The sequence below is a fragment of the Bacillus sp. Au-Bac7 genome, from assembly GCF_021341655.1.
Classification (GTDB): Bacteria; Bacillota; Bacilli; order Bacillales; family Cytobacillaceae; genus Niallia.
Genome location: NZ_JAJTTG010000001.1, coordinates 1,627,530 through 1,644,520 on the forward strand (window position 1 = coordinate 1,627,530; position 16,991 = coordinate 1,644,520).

General features: G+C 38.9%; 14 protein-coding genes. 6 read left to right on the forward strand and 8 right to left on the reverse strand.

Annotated features, from left to right (window positions below):
* Positions 1-11 precede the first annotated feature (11 nt).
* From LXM54_RS08460 to LXM54_RS08470, 3 genes are all read right to left on the reverse strand, one after another.
* On the reverse strand, positions 12-1,943 hold the full coding sequence (locus LXM54_RS08460) for a BglG family transcription antiterminator (RefSeq protein ID WP_233314683.1): 1,932 nt from the start codon (positions 1,941-1,943) through the stop codon (positions 12-14).
* Between the two features lie 214 nt (positions 1,944-2,157).
* Positions 2,158-2,874, reverse strand: a complete 717-nt coding sequence (locus tag LXM54_RS08465; RefSeq protein WP_233314684.1) for a gamma-glutamyl-gamma-aminobutyrate hydrolase family protein — start codon at positions 2,872-2,874, stop codon at positions 2,158-2,160.
* Between the two features lie 146 nt (positions 2,875-3,020).
* Positions 3,021-4,580: a bifunctional metallophosphatase/5'-nucleotidase gene (locus tag LXM54_RS08470; RefSeq protein ID WP_233314685.1), complete on the reverse strand. Its 1,560-nt coding sequence runs from the start codon at positions 4,578-4,580 to the stop codon at positions 3,021-3,023.
* Between the two features lie 339 nt (positions 4,581-4,919).
* Here LXM54_RS08470 and LXM54_RS08475 point away from each other — a divergent pair, with 339 nt between their 5' ends.
* The 5 genes from LXM54_RS08475 (at position 4,920) to LXM54_RS08495 (ending at position 9,553) form a co-directional block, all read left to right on the forward strand.
* Positions 4,920-5,846, forward strand: a complete 927-nt coding sequence (locus LXM54_RS08475) for a phosphate/phosphite/phosphonate ABC transporter substrate-binding protein (RefSeq protein ID WP_233314686.1) — start codon at positions 4,920-4,922, stop codon at positions 5,844-5,846.
* A 244-nt stretch (positions 5,847-6,090) separates the two neighbouring features.
* Positions 6,091-6,861, forward strand: coding sequence for a phosphonate ABC transporter ATP-binding protein (gene phnC / locus LXM54_RS08480; protein WP_233314687.1), 771 nt, complete (start codon positions 6,091-6,093; stop codon positions 6,859-6,861).
* Positions 6,858-7,676, forward strand: coding sequence for a phosphonate ABC transporter, permease protein PhnE (gene phnE / locus LXM54_RS08485; RefSeq protein ID WP_233314688.1), 819 nt, complete (start codon positions 6,858-6,860; stop codon positions 7,674-7,676). The genes phnC and phnE (LXM54_RS08485) overlap by 4 nt, the downstream gene beginning before the upstream one ends.
* Positions 7,673-8,476 carry a phosphonate ABC transporter, permease protein PhnE gene (phnE, locus tag LXM54_RS08490; RefSeq protein ID WP_233314689.1) on the forward strand — a complete coding sequence of 268 codons (804 nt, stop codon included), beginning with the start codon at positions 7,673-7,675 and terminating at the stop codon, positions 8,474-8,476. Before phnE (LXM54_RS08485) ends, phnE (LXM54_RS08490) begins: the two co-directional genes overlap by 4 nt.
* Before the next feature lie 114 nt (positions 8,477-8,590).
* Positions 8,591-9,553: a D-2-hydroxyacid dehydrogenase gene (locus LXM54_RS08495; RefSeq protein WP_233314690.1), complete on the forward strand. Its 963-nt coding sequence runs from the start codon at positions 8,591-8,593 to the stop codon at positions 9,551-9,553.
* A gap of 45 nt (positions 9,554-9,598) precedes the next feature.
* Here LXM54_RS08495 and LXM54_RS08500 read toward each other — a convergent pair whose 3' ends face one another.
* The 4 genes from LXM54_RS08500 to LXM54_RS08515 all read right to left on the reverse strand — a co-directional run bounded on the left by LXM54_RS08500 (position 9,599) and on the right by LXM54_RS08515 (position 13,810).
* Positions 9,599-10,450 carry a metal ABC transporter permease gene (locus LXM54_RS08500; RefSeq protein WP_233314691.1) on the reverse strand — a complete coding sequence of 284 codons (852 nt, stop codon included), beginning with the start codon at positions 10,448-10,450 and terminating at the stop codon, positions 9,599-9,601.
* On the reverse strand, positions 10,396-11,103 hold the full coding sequence (locus LXM54_RS08505; protein WP_233314692.1) for a metal ABC transporter ATP-binding protein: 708 nt from the start codon (positions 11,101-11,103) through the stop codon (positions 10,396-10,398). Before LXM54_RS08505 ends, LXM54_RS08500 begins: the two co-directional genes overlap by 55 nt.
* A gap of 109 nt (positions 11,104-11,212) precedes the next feature.
* A complete protein-coding gene (locus LXM54_RS08510; RefSeq protein WP_233314693.1) occupies positions 11,213-12,187 on the reverse strand; it encodes a metal ABC transporter substrate-binding protein in 975 nt (324 codons plus the stop codon).
* Between the two features lie 336 nt (positions 12,188-12,523).
* Complete coding sequence (locus LXM54_RS08515; protein WP_233314694.1) at positions 12,524-13,810, reverse strand: coiled-coil domain-containing protein; 1,287 nt, start codon at positions 13,808-13,810, stop codon at positions 12,524-12,526.
* A 422-nt stretch (positions 13,811-14,232) separates the two neighbouring features.
* Between LXM54_RS08515 and LXM54_RS08520 the strand changes: the two genes are divergently transcribed.
* Positions 14,233-15,354: an NAD(P)/FAD-dependent oxidoreductase gene (locus tag LXM54_RS08520; RefSeq protein ID WP_233314695.1), complete on the forward strand. Its 1,122-nt coding sequence runs from the start codon at positions 14,233-14,235 to the stop codon at positions 15,352-15,354.
* A gap of 34 nt (positions 15,355-15,388) precedes the next feature.
* Here the strand turns inward: LXM54_RS08520 and LXM54_RS08525 are convergent.
* The coding region (locus LXM54_RS08525) for an SH3 domain-containing protein (RefSeq protein WP_233314696.1) at positions 15,389-16,991 on the reverse strand (1,603 nt) is incomplete at its 5' end.

A 16,991-nucleotide genomic window follows, 5' to 3' on the forward strand; every position in this document is an offset into this window, starting at 1 on the left:
CCTTAACTCTCTTATGAAGGAAAAACAGCCTTAAATTCTGAAAAGCTTTTGCATTTCAGCATATGCTGAATAATGGCAGGACTGTCAAGAACATCTCCCAGCACGTCATACATTTCCTGAAAATCTCCTGTACTGTTCTTTTGAACACTTAACAGACAAACAAACTGAACATTCTTCCCGCCCCAGTCAATTGGCTTTTGCAATGTGCAAAAGGCCCAAAAAGTCTCCTCAGTCTGCGGCGTATTTGGATGCGGGATGGCGACTAAATTCCCAAAACATGTCGGTGACACTTTTTCGCGCTTTCTCACATTATCCATAAAGCTTTCGTCAATTAAGCCTAGCTTCAAAAGCTCTGCCTCTAAAAAGGCAAATACCTCTTCCTTTTTATCAAAAGGCTGCTGTAAGAAGACTAACTCGCTTCTAATAGAAGAATCAGCTTTGTTTTTTGCCTTCTTAGAATATAATGCTCCATTGATTTTCTCAAAATCTCTGTCTCCAAGAATCGTATTTACTTCAATAACAGGAACAGGTACTTCTTCCTTAATGGGAATCGTGCTGATTATAAGGTCAATTTCTGCAAAATTGATTTCTTTCACCTTATAAAGCTCTGTTGTTCCGATCATTTCAAGTTCTGAGCTGTATTGAGACTTCAGCTTATAATAAAGCAGATTGGCACTTCCCACTCCTGATGCACAGACAATCATGCACCGTTTCTTTTTACTGCTGACTTTTTTTCTTTCCATTGCTGCTCCAAAGTGCAGAGCCAAAAAGGCAATTTCATTTTCGTGAATGTCATAGCCTAATTCCTTATTAATAACTCCTGCAGCCACAACTCCTGCTTCAAAAGGAATAGGATAATTAGATTTAATATCGTCTAACAACGGATTTCTCAAATTCATTTTATAACGAAATCTGTTAATCGCTGGCTTCAAATGCAAAGACAATCCTGTAAACAGCTCTCTGTCTTCTTTAATGCCGAGGTCCATCTTTTCGTCCGTTTCAGCGAGTATTTTTTTGGTCAAATCCATGATGCTTTCATCAATAAATTCAAGCACTTCCCCATCTGTTAGCTCATGATGAGTCAGCAATTTTGTGCCTAGAAGGTGGATGGCGATATAAGCAATTTCTGTTTCAGGAAATGCTACGTTAAGCTCTTCTTCAATTGTTCGAACAATTTTTTCAGAAACTGCATACTCTTTTTCCTTTAGTATTTCATTTTTTTCTTTCGGAATGGCGGAAATATAATTCCCTTCCCGTATACGCTTACAAGCAATTGCAATATGAACAACGAGATTATTCAAGCTAATGTCGGATAAGGTGATGCCAGCATCCCTGATTTCTTCGAGAATGATATTGCGAATAGCTGCTAACTCTTCATTTACTAAGAGGGCTGCTGGATCATATGTCAGCTCTGTCTGATCAAGCTTTCTATTAAATAGATATTCTGACATGCAAAAGCGAAGATTAACTTCATCCCCTTTTATTCTTAGTCCACTGTTTCCTGTCTTCTCGACTTTTAAATCATAAACTAAAAGAAGCTCTTTCACCTCTTTCAAGTCATTTTGGATCGTCGATTTGCTTATGAACAGCTCTTCTGCCAAGTCTTCCAGCTTTAAGTTTTTATCTGTCAGCAAAAGCCTGTTAATAATGTAGTGAACTCTTCCGCCTTTCAGCGTCGGAATAATATCGTCTTTTCCCTCATGAAAACTTTCTTGCAGAAATTTCCGAAAAAGCTGGTCACTTTCAATTACTAATTTATAGCCTTGTCCTCTCACAGATTTAATTTTCGCGCCATTTGCCGCTAGCAATGATTCCAGTTCCTTCATATCATTGCGTATGGTTCTTGATGTAACATGAAGCACTCTCGATAATTGTTCACTTGTTATTAGGTCCTCTGCAGCCATTAGCTGCTTTAAAAGATTTCCTGTGCGATTTTCTAGCATCTATTTCACCCCAGTATACTCTTTTCAATCGCTTGGGTTTACGATCTTTCAAGTTTGCTTTACCAATAAAACAATATTTCATCTACTTAACATACTAGCACTTTTCTCATATGTTCTCTATAAAAAAGGGGAAATAAACAATTGTCATGCTCTCTAAAAGAATAAACCAGAAGAGGGCTGCTGTTTGCTTCCCTCTATCGGCTTAAACTAATGTTTATTTTGCCGCAGCGATAAACTCAGTGAAAATCCGATTCATTCTTTCATTGGTGGAAGCCATCGACTCTGGATGCCATTGTATTCCTAATAAAAAATTACCATAATCCTTATGTTCAACTGCTTCAATAATGCCGTCAGAGCTTTTTGCTGTCACGATCAATTCTTCTGCGAGCCTGTCTATTGCCTGATGATGGAGACTGTTGACTCTTTCCGACTCTACTCCCATTATTTCATAAAGTTTGCTGCTCGCATCAATGCTTGTCCAATGAGTATCTCTGCTGCGCTCTGCTGTTTGGGTATGCTGAATGCTGTCACTAACTTGGCTTGGAATATCCTGAAGCAATGTACCACCTAAAGCAACATTAAGTATCTGAACACCGCGGCAAATAGCCAGTATCGGCTTTTGCTTCTCCATCGCTGCTTTTATAAGCGCGAGTTCAACTTCATCTCTCAAGGGAATCGTGCTTGCCAATTTTTGATGTGGGTCTTGATGATAAAACTGAGGATCTACATCCTCTCCGCCGCTTAACAGAATCGCATCGCAATGATCAACCATCTCTTCTGCCAGCTCTGCGCTGACAAAAGGCAAAATGACCGGAAGTCCGCCATTTGCATGGATTGTTTTTTGATAATCATGATGAACATATGTCCCCTCCATAAATTTATTATGAAGGACATACGCACCTGTTATCCCGATTACAGGCCTGTTTGCCAAAGCTTCTCATCCCTTTCCAATAGTACAAATTAATTTTTTAATATTAAGACTATAGCAGTAAAAAAGGAATGTCAATGAAATATTACTGTATGAAAAAGAAGCATTGCTGCCAATGCTTCTTTCCTAGTTATGAAGATGTATTCCTCTTACCAGACAACTTTCCAGTTATGGTCGCATGTTGCCTTGACCGTTTTTCTTTCCGTAATATAATCAGCGATAAGCTCAGACATGTCAAACTGCACTTCTCTTAAAACAGGCTTATTCTGATACATGAAGTAGTTACCGCCCCCGCCGGCCCGATAATTATTCATAACTACTTCAAACTGTTCGTCTTTCTTTATATCCTTGCCTGCATATTGCAGCTTCGTGACTCTTTGTCCGACTGGCTTAGAAATATCTAATATATATTCAATTCCTTCCCACATATCATAATTATAATGCTGCGGTTTTGGATATAGATATGTCTTATTTACGGCTGGATTACCGTTTTCGTCGACTTCAAAGTATTTCGCGCTTTGCTCTAATGCATCCTTTATATCCTTGCCAGAGATGGCCAGAACCTTCAGCGTATTTGGATAAATGTAATTAGAAACAATGTCTCTCATTGTCACATTCGGCTTGAAGCCAGGTGAATCATTGTTGAACAGTGCTGTATTAGCGATTTTTACACCGGCTGCTTCCATTTGAACTTTATTAATAAATTCAATTAAAGGGCTGTCCGACAAGCGGGTTTCCATTGGATCACAGACAGTCATATCTCCGTCGATAAAGCCTATCGGTGTATCCAGCCATTGTTGTGTGCTTTGTTCATAGCTAGTAGCAAGCGCCAAAATGTCAGGATCTGCCTCGACTCCTTCTGTCGAAAGCAGCTCAGATTTCTTTGCTGCAAGCTTTCCATTTTCAGTGAACGTTAACGTGATTTTACCGACTAGCTGGCCATTGTTGCTTGCCTGAATAACTTCAATACCATTGATGTTGCCTGTCAGTGTTCTGTGCTGATGACCTGTTATCAGTACATCTAAATGTTGGATTTGTTCACACATGCTAAAGCCCTGGTTTTCCCCAGTAAGAGCTTCTGTCGGCTCTCCTGTGTCTATATCTTTTTCAAACCCGCCATGATAGGAAACAACGATGCAATTAGGCTGCTCTTCTGCTTTTATTTTCTCGACCCAATACTTTGCTTCTTCTAATGCATCATGAAAGCGAAGTCCGCTTATATTTGATGGATTTTCCCAATTTGGTATGTAATGTGTAGTAATGCCAAGTATTGCAATTTTGATATTGCCAGCGTTCTTGATTATGTATGGCTTGCCAAGAAAAGGTTGATTTGCCGTTTCATCGATTATGTTTGCACATAACCAAGGGAACTCTGACTCTGAGGCTGCTTTGCGGAGAATATCGAGTCCATAGTTAAATTCATGATTTCCTATAACTGCGCCATCATATTGGAGCTTATTTAATATTTGGATCATTGGGTTTTTTTTATCAGCCAATGCATGCACATAATGATAAGTTAATGGTGTTCCTTGAATTAAATCCCCATTGTCTATAACAATTGTATGCTCATTTTTCGCCCTTTCTTCTGCAAGAATAGCTGCTACTTTTCCGAGACCAACATTTGCCGGCTGGTTATTGCCATAAAGAAGAGGATAAATATTCCCGTGCACATCGCTAGTAAATAGTATTGTTACATTTGTATCTGTCAAATTTCTCCACTCCTATATCTTTAATCGTACACTCGCTTGCATGCTTTATTATAGTAGAAGAGTATCATTTTTTCTTTCTTTTTTTTCAGAAAATAGCATTCTATCTATTTAGTGCGATATTTCACAATAATATTTTCTGGAAAATAATAAACATTTGTCCATTCATTGTTCTTTCAAAAACGCCGACATAACTAGTTTTACAATAATTATCAGAATATTTCAATAGTTACTATTTACAAAAAAATAATAATTTTTTTATACAAAATTTTCACTATTTTACAATTTTATATGCTATATTTTTACATGTAATAACACATAACATCTTTCGGAGGTAAAATAATGTTCAAAAAAATTGCAACATTCGGTCTATCTTTGTCGTTAGCAGCAGGTGTTCTTGCTGGCTGTGGATCATCAAATGAAACTGGCTCAAACGCGTCAGAGGGATATGAACCAAAGGAATTAACCGTTCAGTTTGTTCCTTCTCAGAGTGCTGATACACTTGAAGCAAAAGCAAAACCGCTTGAAGATTTGCTATCTGATGAACTAGGCATTCCAGTGAAAGTAAGTGTTTCTACTAACTACAACACAATTATTGAAGCAATGGCTTCTAAACAAGTTGACGTTGGCTTCTTGCCTCCAACAGCTTATGTATTAGCTAAAGAAAAAGATGCTGCTGATGTAATTCTTCAAGCACAACGTAAAGGTATTAATGATGATGGTTCAGAAAAAGATGAATTGGTAGATTTCTATAAATCTATTTTCGTAGTGAAAAACGATTCTGGCATCGACTCCGTTGCTGATCTAAAAGACAAAAAAATCGCATTCCAAGATGTTACATCATCTGCTGGGTATGTATGGCCTGCGGCTACATTAATGGATAATGATCTTGACCCACTTAAAGATGTACAAGGTATTACAGTAAAAGGTCATGACCAAGCAATCATCTCTCTACTTAATGGTGATGTGGATGCTGCAGCTGTTTTCCAAGATGCTCGTAACATTGTAAAAGCAGATTTCCCAACTGTGTTTGAGGATACAAAGGTTATTTCTTTTACAGAGGAAATTCCTAACGATACAGTATCTGTACGCTCTGACATGACAGACGAATGGAAAAAGAAATTACAAGATGCATTTATTGCCATCGGTAAAAGTGATGAAGGCCATGAAATCATAAGAGAAATTTACACACATGAAGGATATGTTGTTTCTGATGACAGCAATTTCGATGTTGTACGTGAATATGCAGAAAAAGTAAAGACTGAATAGTATATATATTAGGACAAAAGTGCATGGATTTCTAAATGTTTAAAGAAAATTCTTTTACATACATGCAATTCAAGTTCTTTTAATCACTATAAATCTATTCAACCAACCATCTAGTAAAAATACTAGGTGGTTGGACTTATTTTCTCTACTAAGCATCGGAGTTAATAAATTCCGTTGTTTAGTAGAAAAAAGAAGCTTGTTGTTTAGGTTCTTTTTCTAAAATTAAGAGAAAGTTGGTAGGCAATTGATACAGTTTAAAAATGTTACGAAAATTTATCCGAATGGTACAAAGGGTTTGAATAACATTAACATTACGATTGAAAAAGGTGAATTCGTTGTAATTGTCGGGCTTTCTGGTGCCGGAAAATCAACCTTCCTCCGTTCTATCAATCGTTTGCATGAAATTTCAGAAGGCGAAATTTTGATAGACGGCAAATCCATCACTGCAGCAAAAGGCTCCGGCCTCCGAAAAATCCGCCGTGATATCGGCATGATCTTCCAAAGCTTCAATCTTGTAAAACGCTCTACCGTATTAAAAAATGTACTATCCGGACGTGTTGGCTATCATAACACATTCCGAACGATTCTCGGGGCTTTTCCAAAAGATGATGTCGAACTTTCTTTAAACGCCTTAAATAGGGTTAATATTTTAGAAAAAGCTTATTCTCGTGCGGACGAGCTTTCAGGCGGACAGCAGCAGCGTGTCTCGATTGCACGCGCCCTCGCACAAGAGGCGCAAGTAATATTAGCGGATGAACCGGTCGCATCCCTTGACCCATTAACAACAAAACAAGTAATGGACGACTTAAAGCGAATTAATGAAGAAGATGGCATTACAACAGTAGTTAACCTTCACTTTATTGATCTTGCCCGCGAGTATGCGACTAGAATTATCGGTTTAAGGGCAGGTGAAGTAGTCTTTGATGGACCTGTTGAAGCTGCCACAGATGAAGTGTTTGCAGAAATTTACGGCAGACCAATCAAAAAAGACGAGCTGTTAGGTGAACCAGTATGAGCATAAACGAACCGAACATTAATGAACCAAAAGCAGGGCTAAGAAATGCCCCAAAACCGCCTGCCAAAACAAAGATGATTTTCACGATCATTTTAGTAGTGGCTTTACTGTGGTGGAGCTCCTTTAAAACAGAATCTTCGATTGCTGACTTAACAATCGGTTTTCCTAACATGTTTGATTTGCTTGTACAAATGTGGCCGCCAAACTGGCATTATTTCGAGAACATATTAGAGCCGATGCTTGAAACAATCCGTATGGCTGTTATCGGCACCACTTTTGGAGCAATCATTGCTGTCCCGCTTGCATTGCTGTGTGCGAGCAATATTATCCGTAACTCATGGATAGTCTATCCATTCCGGTTTATCCTTAACTTAATCCGGACAATACCTGATCTGCTTCTTGCCAGTATATTTGTTGCCATTTTCGGTCTTGGTGCCCTTCCAGGTATTATCGCACTGTCTATATTTTCTATTGGTTTAGTTGCAAAGCTGCTGTATGAAGCTATCGGGTCTATTGACCCAGGTCCGCTTGAAGCGATGACAGCAGTAGGAGCAAATAAGGTGCAATGGGTGTTTTTTGGTGTTATTCCTCAAGTAACTGCTCATTTCACTTCCTATGTTTTATATACATTTGAAGTAAATGTCCGGGCTGCTGCCATCCTTGGACTGGTCGGCGCTGGTGGAATCGGGGAATATTACGATAAAACGCTTGGATTCCTTGAATACGATAAGACTGCTTCCATCATTATCATGACGTTAGTTGTTGTGTTAGTGATTGATTATATTAGCACGAAATTACGGGAGAAATTATTATGAGCCAACTATCCACTAAAGTTAATAAGCCAAAGAAAAAATACCTTTTTAGGACAGTCATTTTTATCTTGCTCGCATTAGTGTATATTTGGGCTTTTGCCGGCATGCCTGTAAATGATATTAAAGAAACAGCAGGACAAATCTCAAAAGCAATTTTTTCCGGAATCTTTCATCCTGATTGGGATTATGTATATTTGCCTGAAGGCGAGGATTTATTGCGCGGCCTTCTGGATACATTAGCTATTGCCATTCTTGGTACCTTTATTTCTGGAATTCTTTGTGTTCCCTTCGCCTTCTGGGCAGCAAACAATATGAGCAAAGGCAAAACAATTACATCCTCAGGAAAATTCGTGCTGAGCTTTATCCGTACCTTCCCTGAAATTGTTATGGCTATTCTGTTCATCAAGGCAGTAGGCCCTGGCTCTTTTGCTGGTGTTCTTGCATTAGGATTGCACTCCATCGGAATGCTCGGAAAACTGTTCTCAGAAGAAATCGAAAGTCTTGATATGGGTCCGACTGAAGCATTAACAGCGACAGGTGCAAACCGCATGCAAGTATTGTGGTTCGCTGTGCTTCCACAAGTATTGCCTGGATTTTTATCCTATACTTTATATCGATTTGAAATTAACATTCGTGCTGCTGCCATCCTTGGTGTCATTGGGGCAGGCGGTATCGGTACACCTTTGATTTTCGCGTTAAATTCAAGGGATTGGGACAGAGTTGGAATCATCTTGTTAGGAATTATCGTAATGGTTACCATTATCGACGCCATTTCCAGTTTTTTGCGCAAAAGAATTATTTAATTGGAAAAACCAGCAGTACATGAAGGTGTCTGCTGGTTTTTTACATCTAACAGATGTTAAATTTTTTGTATATTGTTACAATATACTTATTATCCAATAAAGGAGTGCAATAGGATGAAAAAACAAAAACTGCTTATCACTCGCCAAATAGAGGATAACTTAGTGAAACAAATTCAAGAAGCAATACCTGATTGGGATATTATTATGACAAACGAGCCGGAGCAATGGAAGCTACATGTGCAAGATACAACGATCATACTTGGCTGGAGAAAATTCTTTGAAGACAGTAGCATGAATGCTCTTGATGAGCTGAAATGGGTTCAAACATGGAGTGCTGGTGTTAACTCCCTTCCGTTAAAAGATTTAGAAGGAAAAGACATCACGATAACAAGCGCGAATGGCGTTCATAGCTTTCCTATTTCCGAGACTGTTTTCGCACTGATGCTGTCATTAACCCGCAATATACATACTTATATTAAAAACCAAGTAAAGAAAAAGTGGGACGGAGCAGATATTAAGCTAGAGATGCATGGCAAAACAGTTGGTGTAATCGGAGTCGGAGCAATCGGAAAAGAAACAGCTAAATTAGCAAAAGCTTTTGGTATGAAAGTTATCGGTATCCGCCATTCAGGTAAACCAGAGAACTATGTTGATGAGATGTACACAACAGATATGCTTAATGAAGTTCTGCCTGAATGTGACTACGTTGTTATCACGCTTCCCCTAACAGAGGATACTTACCATCTGTTTACAAAAGAGCAGTTTCAACTTATGAAGAACAGTGCCTTCCTTATCAATATTGGAAGAGGAGAAATCATTAAAGAGGCTGACTTGGCAACCGCTCTTTCTGCAGGAGAAATTTTAGGAGCCGGCCTGGATGTATTTGAGAAAGAACCATTAGAAGAGTCGAGCCCTTTATGGGAAATGGATAATGTCATCATTACTCCACACACTTCCGGTTCCACAGAGCATTATGATAAACGAGTAGTCGAAGATATATTCATCCCGAACTTAAAAAGATTCCTTGCTGAAAAGAAATTAGAAATCAATGTTGTAGATTACAAGAAAGGCTATTAAGTATACGAAAAGGAGCTTTCATTTTGGAAAGCTCCTTCTCTTATTTTATCCGAAGTTTTTTCGGTATTCCTTTTGTTTATGGTAGCGCATGAAGTGCAGCACTATTTTTTGAATAAGGAAACCAAAACCTAATAGTATGACAAGCAGCAATGTAATTGTCGCTCCTGGTGGAGTTCCTAATTGATAGGATGAGAAAAGACCAGTGAAAATACTGAACAAGGCGATAAGGATTGCCACGATGAACACCATTTTAAAACCCTTTGCGAGCTTGATTGCAAACGCAGCTGGCAATACAAGCAATGCGGACACTAACAGCACACCGATTGTTGGAATAATCACCGAAATCGCAATTCCTGTTAAAATACTGAATGATATCGATAACAGATTTGTATTCACACCACTAGCTGTTGCTGTATCTTGATCGAACGTCATTAAATACATAGACCGTTTAAAAATGATGAAAAATAGCAATATAATAACAGTTACTGCAGCCAACACAAGAACTTGCTGCTCGCTGATTGTGATGATGCTTCCGAACAAGTACTGATCCATGCTCGTCGACATTCCCCCGCTTGAAATACTCATTAAAAAGAGGGCAAAGGATAAACCTGCAGCCATCAAAATAGCAACAGAAACCTCTGAATAAGAGTGATATGCCCGTCTCATATATTCAATTCCTAAAGCACCTGCCACAACAACAAGAATGCTTGAGAAAGTCAGATTAGTGTGAAAGAAATAGCCGATTGCCACACCCGCCAACGAGATATGGGACAAAGTGTCTGCCATCAGGGCCTGTCTTCTTAACACAAGAAACACACCAATAATCGGTGCAATGATAGCAATTAATCCGCCTGCCCAAAATGCTCTTTGCATGAATTCAAGGTCAAACATCTCCATCCTCCCTTCTCTCCTTTCTCAATATGAATTATTTTATCTAAGTAGCTTTCTACTTCGTCCTGCTCATGTGTTACCATCACGACAGTTCGGTTATGGGATACAACTTGATGCCTCATAAACTCATAAAAACCTTTGCGGCTTTCAGCATCCATACCTGTCGTCGGTTCATCTAATACGAGCAAATCCGGCTCTGATGCCAGTACTCTAGCAATAATGATTTTCTGTTTTTGACCGCCAGATAAATCTCCTACCTTTTTATTACGGTGCTCCCACATGCCGACCATTTCCAATGCAACTTGGACTGCCTTATGGTCATTTTCCTGAAGCCGCTTATACCATTTCTTTTTTTGGTATCTTCCAGAGCGAACAAGTTCTAAGACCGTGCTCGGAAAGCCGACATTAAAAGATGATATTTGCTGCGGAACATAGCCGACCGTCAATTTTTTCCCTTGACTGTTCTGTTTGCTTAAAACAACATTTCCACTCCAAGGCTTCAACAAGCCAAGTATTAGCTTTAACAGCGTCGATTTGCTCGCACCATTCGGGCCGGTGATTCCGACAAACTCTCCGCTTTCTAAGTCGAAAGAAACATCTTCTAATGAGGGCAGATGTTCATAACCAAATGTTATATTTCTAATAGAAGCAAGTGCCATCTCAATCTCCCCTTTCGTTTTTTATTATCTATTTAACTATCCTCTTTTTCACATAGAAAGCGTATGTGATGACATGCTTCACATACGCCTTAATGATTATAGCATATCTTTACTCAAAAAGAGATTTTTTCAGCTGCTCTAAGTTATCTTCCATAACTGTAATATAATTCTCACCAGCTTTTTGCTGCTCATCACTCAAACCTTCTAATGCATTCAATACTTCTGTGTCAGCCCCAAGCTCTTTTGCAAGAGTATCAGCCACTTTGCTAGAAGTGAGCTCTTCAAAATAAATCACTTTTATCTTATGGTCTTGGGCATATGTTTTAAGCTCTGCTAATTTGGCAGCACTTGGTTCCTCACTAGGAGAAATCCCTGAAATCGGCACTTGAACAAGTCCATATTCTTTTGCCAAGTATGAAAATGCTGTATGCTGTGTAATAAATTCATTTGACGTTTTATCTGCTAACTCTGTTTTGTATTTCTCATCAAGTGCTTTCAGCTGTTCGATATACTCGCTGCTTTTTGTTTCATAGTACTCTTTATTATCTGGATCTGCCTTGACGATTGCATCCGTAATTGTTTGGACTTCTTGCTGCGCTAAAACTGGACTTAGCCAAACATGGGGATCAGCTTCATGGCTATGCTCATGTTCATGTTCTTCTTCTTCATGTCCTTCTTCTTCATGTTCATGCTCTTCTTCTTCACCATCCATCAATTCAATGCCTTTACTTGCTTCAACAACAGATACTTTGTCATTATTGATGCTTGCTTCAATATCAGCAACCCACGTTTCCATATCATCACTGTTATAAACAAATAAATCTGCATTTTGGATGTTACCGATATCCTTTGGAGTTGGCTCCCAATCATGTGGTTCAATAGTCGATGGAATCAGCAGCTCAACATCTGCTTTATCACCGGCTACATTCTTCGTAAACTCATACATTGGATAAAAAGTAGTGATAATTTTCAGCTTGTCGCTGTTGTCTTTCTCTTCACTCGTTTCTCCATTGCCATTGCTGCATCCTGCCGCGATAACAAGGACAATTAGCGACATAATCAGTATTTTATATGTATTTAACATTATATCTGCTCCTTTTCTTTCATTATGATCTGTGATTATTTCGGATTGATTACGATTTATAAGTGATTATAAAACATGTAAACTATAAATATAAAAGATTATTTCAAATCAGAACGATTACGATTATTGATTTTAAACTATATGGATGAATAAATCAATAGTTTTTTATAAACTAATTAACTCTTTTCTGTCTGTTATGATCATTCTTGCCATTTTTAAAATTTTTAAACAATATTTGAATATTGCTTAAAAATAAGGGTATATACTTAATGAAGAATAAAAAGCATTACCCAATGATTCTAACCACCGAGTAATGCTTTCTATTAATAGTTCAAATTAGATACGTACTACTCTTCCGTTGAAAACAGATTTCCAGTAGCTGTTAGACATAGAAACAATTTCAACACCGTTAGAGCTTTGAGATCCGATGAACTTGCCACCGCCGATATAGATACCTACATGGCCGTCCTTTTTGTAAGTATCAAAGAATACTAAATCTCCAGGTTGAATATCGCTGTAAGAAACTTGTGTTCCGTAGTTTTTCAATGCATCAGTGCTTGCAGGGATGCTGTATCCGCCTTGAGAGTAAGCCCAGCTTACGAATGCAGAACAGTCAAACAATCCATTTGCAATATCAGAAGCAGTTCTTCCGCCACCGAATTTATATGTTGAGTTTCCAATATATTTATAGCCTGCAGTAATTACAGCAGATTTTCCACCTGTTGCTTTTTGTTCACTTGAACTGCTTTTCTTTGCTGTAGATGTGCTTTTCTTAGCAGAAGAGCTTGTGCTTGAGTTAGAGCTCGAATCAGAACTTGAGCTTGAAGTTGCTTGAGTTGTTGTACTGATTAAATTGTCTAAATCCTCTTGTTTTTTCTCTTTAATCATTTTCTTGATTTCTTCTTCTTTAGCTGCAAGAGAATTATCTTCCTTTTCAAGCTCTGCTTTAGCCGCTTCATTTTCTTTTTGCTTCTCTTCTAATTCAGCTTTCGCTTTTTCATTTTCCTCTTGTTTAGCAAGGTTTTGCTTTTGCATTTCTTCCAAATCTAATTGCATATCTTTTAAGCCTGATAGCTTTTCTTCAACGCTTGATTGCTTTTTCTCTAAATCTTGTTTATCTGCTTCATTGCTTTGGATAAGATCTTTGTCCGCTTCCATGATTGTTGCAACAGCACCAACGCGGTCAACAAACTCTTTGAAGCTAGCAGATCCTAGCAAAACATCGATATAATCAACGCTTCCGCCATTCTCTTGATATGTGCGAGCACGCTCTTTTAAAATTTCATTGCGTTGTTCAATTCTGTTTTGAAGGTCTTTAATTTCTTTTTCTAATGAAGCAATTTCTTCTTTCGTGCTTTTAATATCTTTTTCTGTCTTTTCAATTTGCTCTTTATTATCTTCAACGGCACTGTCTACACGTTTGATTTGTGCATTTAAGTCAGCAAGCTTCTCTTGTGCTTCAATAATTTTATACTCAGCATCAGAAATTTTATCCTGTAATGCAGTACGCTCACTTGCAATAGATGCAGATGTTTCTGCTTTTGCGCTGATTGCCGGAATACCTAAGCTTCCAAGTCCAAGCATAATTGTTGTGTTTAAAACTACTAATTTCTTTTTTAACATTTCATTTTCCCCCTGCACTGGTCTAATGTACGTTCTATTATTATCTGTCTAGTAATTTATGTAGTTAGTAAAGTTTATGGGGTTACCCCATCATTATATTAGGAAAGGCCCATTTTTGTAAGCCGTTCGATTAGTTTTCGACGAAACTTCTATTCTTTGTACAACTTTCGCCAACAATTAGTAGTATAGCATCACATTTTGTCATTTAAGTAATAGGAATGTTACAGTTATATTTCAATTTTATATTAATCTAGTAATTTTCTTGAAATACAGTACCTAAAATAGCATGGATTGAAATCTATCCTAGTAAAAGCTTAAAATAATAGTACGCTTTTTTGTGGACAGTCTGCAACCTATATTAGGTTATGTCACATAAACGTAACACTTTGCACATTTTAATAACTAGTAAGGCAGGGACTATAATGAAAAAAACAGTAATAATAGGCGCTGGAATTCTAGGAGCGTCTGTTGGCTATGAATTAGCTAAGCAAGGTGCGCAAGTAACTATTGTGGACAGAGAGGATTCTGGACAGGCAACAAAAGCTGCAGCGGGAATTATTTGTCCATGGATATCACAGCGACGCAACAAGCGTTGGTACAGGCTTGCGATGGAGGGAGCCAGATATTATCCCGCTTTAGTGGAAGAGCTGCAGGCGAGCGGGGAATTTAACACAGGCTATAAAAAAGTCGGGGCTATCAGCCCGCACAATAATATAGACAAACTAGAAGCGATGGTAAAAAGAACTTTAAAACGCAAAGAAGATGCACCAGAAATCGGAGATGTTACGATTCTATCAGAACAAGAATCAAAGAGGCTCTTCCCTCCTTTAGCGGACGGCTACCAGTCTGTTTATGTGAGCGGTGCTGCCAGAGTTGATGGCTGGGCATTAAGAAACTCTCTGCTATCTGCTGCTCAAAAACTAGATGCGATATTTCTTCAAACAGATTGCAGCTTGCTAATGGAAAACGGCACTGTTATCGGCATTAAAACAGCACATGAAACAATTCTGGCAGATGAAGTTATTATTACTGCCGGCGTATGGGCGAATGAGCTTCTTCAGCCATTAAAGCTGGCAATTGACTTAAGCTTTCAAAAGGGTCAGATTATTCACTTGCAAATGCCTGAAGTAAACAGCGACGATTGGCCTGTTGTAATGCCGCCACATGATCAGTATATCCTTTCCTTAAATGGGAACCGCATTGTAATTGGAGCAACCCATGAAAATGATGAAGCCCTTGATTACAGGCTGACAATGGGCGGCATGAAAGAGATAATGGAAAAAGCGCTATTGTTTGCTCCAGGACTGTTAAACAGTACATTTTTGGAAGCAAAAGTAGGTTTTAGGCCATTTACCGCAGATTTTTTGCCTATTTTCGGAAGAATCCCTGGGCAGGACAGTGTTATTTTCGCAAACGGTCTAGGTGCATCAGGACTAACAATGGGACCTTATCTCGGCCAGCAGCTTGCTAAGCTTGCTTTAGATAAAGAGCTGGATATCCCCGCAGCAGATTACGCGTTAGATGAATTTATCAGTGAAAAATAAAATGCTGACCCAAATAATTGGGTCAGCATTTTTGTTATTTATACAATGGTATTTCCAATTTCAGCGTATAAGAGTTTAACAGACTGTATAGATTATAAATTTGGGTTACTTGTTTTGACGCCCAGCCGATATCTGTTGCATACTGATGTGTTGCATTCCCAGTGCTTTCTGCAGCGCCCGGATTCCATCTCATTTTGTAAAGCGTATCCTGTCCTGCATTAATATATCCTTGTGCGATAAACTTAGCTCCACCAATGATTGCTGCTTCAGGTGTAAACCAGCCTGCATTGTATGCATATTGAGCACCACTTGAAATTGCACTGCCATCATATGCGCCAATTCCATACATATTATAAACAGTTTTGCCGTTCACTTGGACACCTTTCGCTAATGTAGATGAACCATTGCCAGTTTCCAGCAAGGCGTGAGAAATTAAGTAAATTTCGTTCACACCATAAGCATTCGCTGCCGTGATAAACGAGGAAGCTTTTCCAGCCAAAACCCCTTTCCCCGCAAGAATGCGTTCATTCACTTCTGCGTCATTTATGTCAGCTTTAGCCGACAGTTTAAGAAACTGCATGGACTGCACAGTGGTGTTAAGGAAATTATTTGGATCCAAATAATACGTAGTATCTTCTTTGCTTGCATTTACCCATGATTGTGTGCTGTTTACTTTATACCAATAATAACCGTCCGAACCCTTCACTTTTGAAGTGACTGTCAGCACTTGACCGTTTTGAACAGAATTGACGACCTGGTATTCTGTACCTGCACCGCCTCTTAATCTCCATCCGCTTCCTAAAACAGTTCCTTTTGTCGAATCAGAGGATTTAAAGGCAATAGCATCTTCTCTTATATAGACATTGTAAACCTTATCGGTTTGCGGGTTTGCCTTCATTTGGATATCAGCCATTTCATTCAATGTCATATCATAGTTTACGTATGTCTTAACTGTATCCCCAATGCTCACACCTGGAGTTTCCGCTTGTTTAGTCGTTAAATAGGAACTGCTGACATAGCCTTCTTGACCATTAGCAGTCACCTTTGCCCAGCCATCTGCTTCTGAGTAGACAATGACCGCTGTACCTGCTGCTAATTTTGCAACAACCGCTCCAGAAGTAGATGGCTTGCTGCGCATATTTAGACTTGATCCTTGGTCGACATTTACATACTTTGTTGTTCCTTGCTCACCGTTGCCAGTGCCTGTATCAGTACCGCTACCTGTATCAGGTTTAGACTCAGAGCCAGTGCTGTCATCCAATTTGCTTGCAGATAAATAACTGCTGCTAACATAGCCAGTCTTGCCGCCTGCTGTCACCTTTGCCCAGCCGTTTGCTTCAGAAATAACCGTAACAGCTGTCCCTCTTGCAAGCTTGGACACTACACTTCCGCTTGTGCTGGCACTTGAACGCATATTCAGCGTTGAATTTTTATCCACATTCACATACTTTGTTACAGTTGTTTCTTTGCCTGTGTCTGTATTGCCGGAGTTGCCATTGTTGCTGCTTTGACTGTTTGGGTTTGATGAGGACAAATAGCTTGTACTCACATAGCCTGTTTTCCCGCCTGCTGTAATTTTTGCCCAGCCCTTTGCTTCAGAAGTTACTGTCACCTTTGTCCCTCTTGCAAGCTTGGAC

What these genes read in the sequence shown, in the direction of transcription:
- LXM54_RS08460 (WP_233314683.1), bottom strand. Translation starts at nt 1,943, where the DNA reads ATGCTAGAAAATCGCACAGGAAATCTTTTAAAGCAGCTAATGGCTGCA.
- LXM54_RS08475 (WP_233314686.1), top strand. Translation starts at nt 4,920, where the DNA reads ATGTTCAAAAAAATTGCAACATTCGGTCTATCTTTGTCGTTAGCAGCA.
- phnE (WP_233314688.1), top strand. Translation starts at nt 6,858, where the DNA reads ATGAGCATAAACGAACCGAACATTAATGAACCAAAAGCAGGGCTAAGA.
- phnE (WP_233314689.1), top strand. Translation starts at nt 7,673, where the DNA reads ATGAGCCAACTATCCACTAAAGTTAATAAGCCAAAGAAAAAATACCTT.
- LXM54_RS08495 (WP_233314690.1), top strand. Translation starts at nt 8,591, where the DNA reads ATGAAAAAACAAAAACTGCTTATCACTCGCCAAATAGAGGATAACTTA.
- LXM54_RS08500 (WP_233314691.1), bottom strand. Translation starts at nt 10,450, where the DNA reads ATGGAGATGTTTGACCTTGAATTCATGCAAAGAGCATTTTGGGCAGGC.
- LXM54_RS08505 (WP_233314692.1), bottom strand. Translation starts at nt 11,103, where the DNA reads ATGGCACTTGCTTCTATTAGAAATATAACATTTGGTTATGAACATCTG.
- LXM54_RS08510 (WP_233314693.1), bottom strand. Translation starts at nt 12,187, where the DNA reads ATGTTAAATACATATAAAATACTGATTATGTCGCTAATTGTCCTTGTT.
- LXM54_RS08515 (WP_233314694.1), bottom strand. Translation starts at nt 13,810, where the DNA reads ATGTTAAAAAAGAAATTAGTAGTTTTAAACACAACAATTATGCTTGGA.
- LXM54_RS08520 (WP_233314695.1), top strand. Translation starts at nt 14,233, where the DNA reads ATGAAAAAAACAGTAATAATAGGCGCTGGAATTCTAGGAGCGTCTGTT.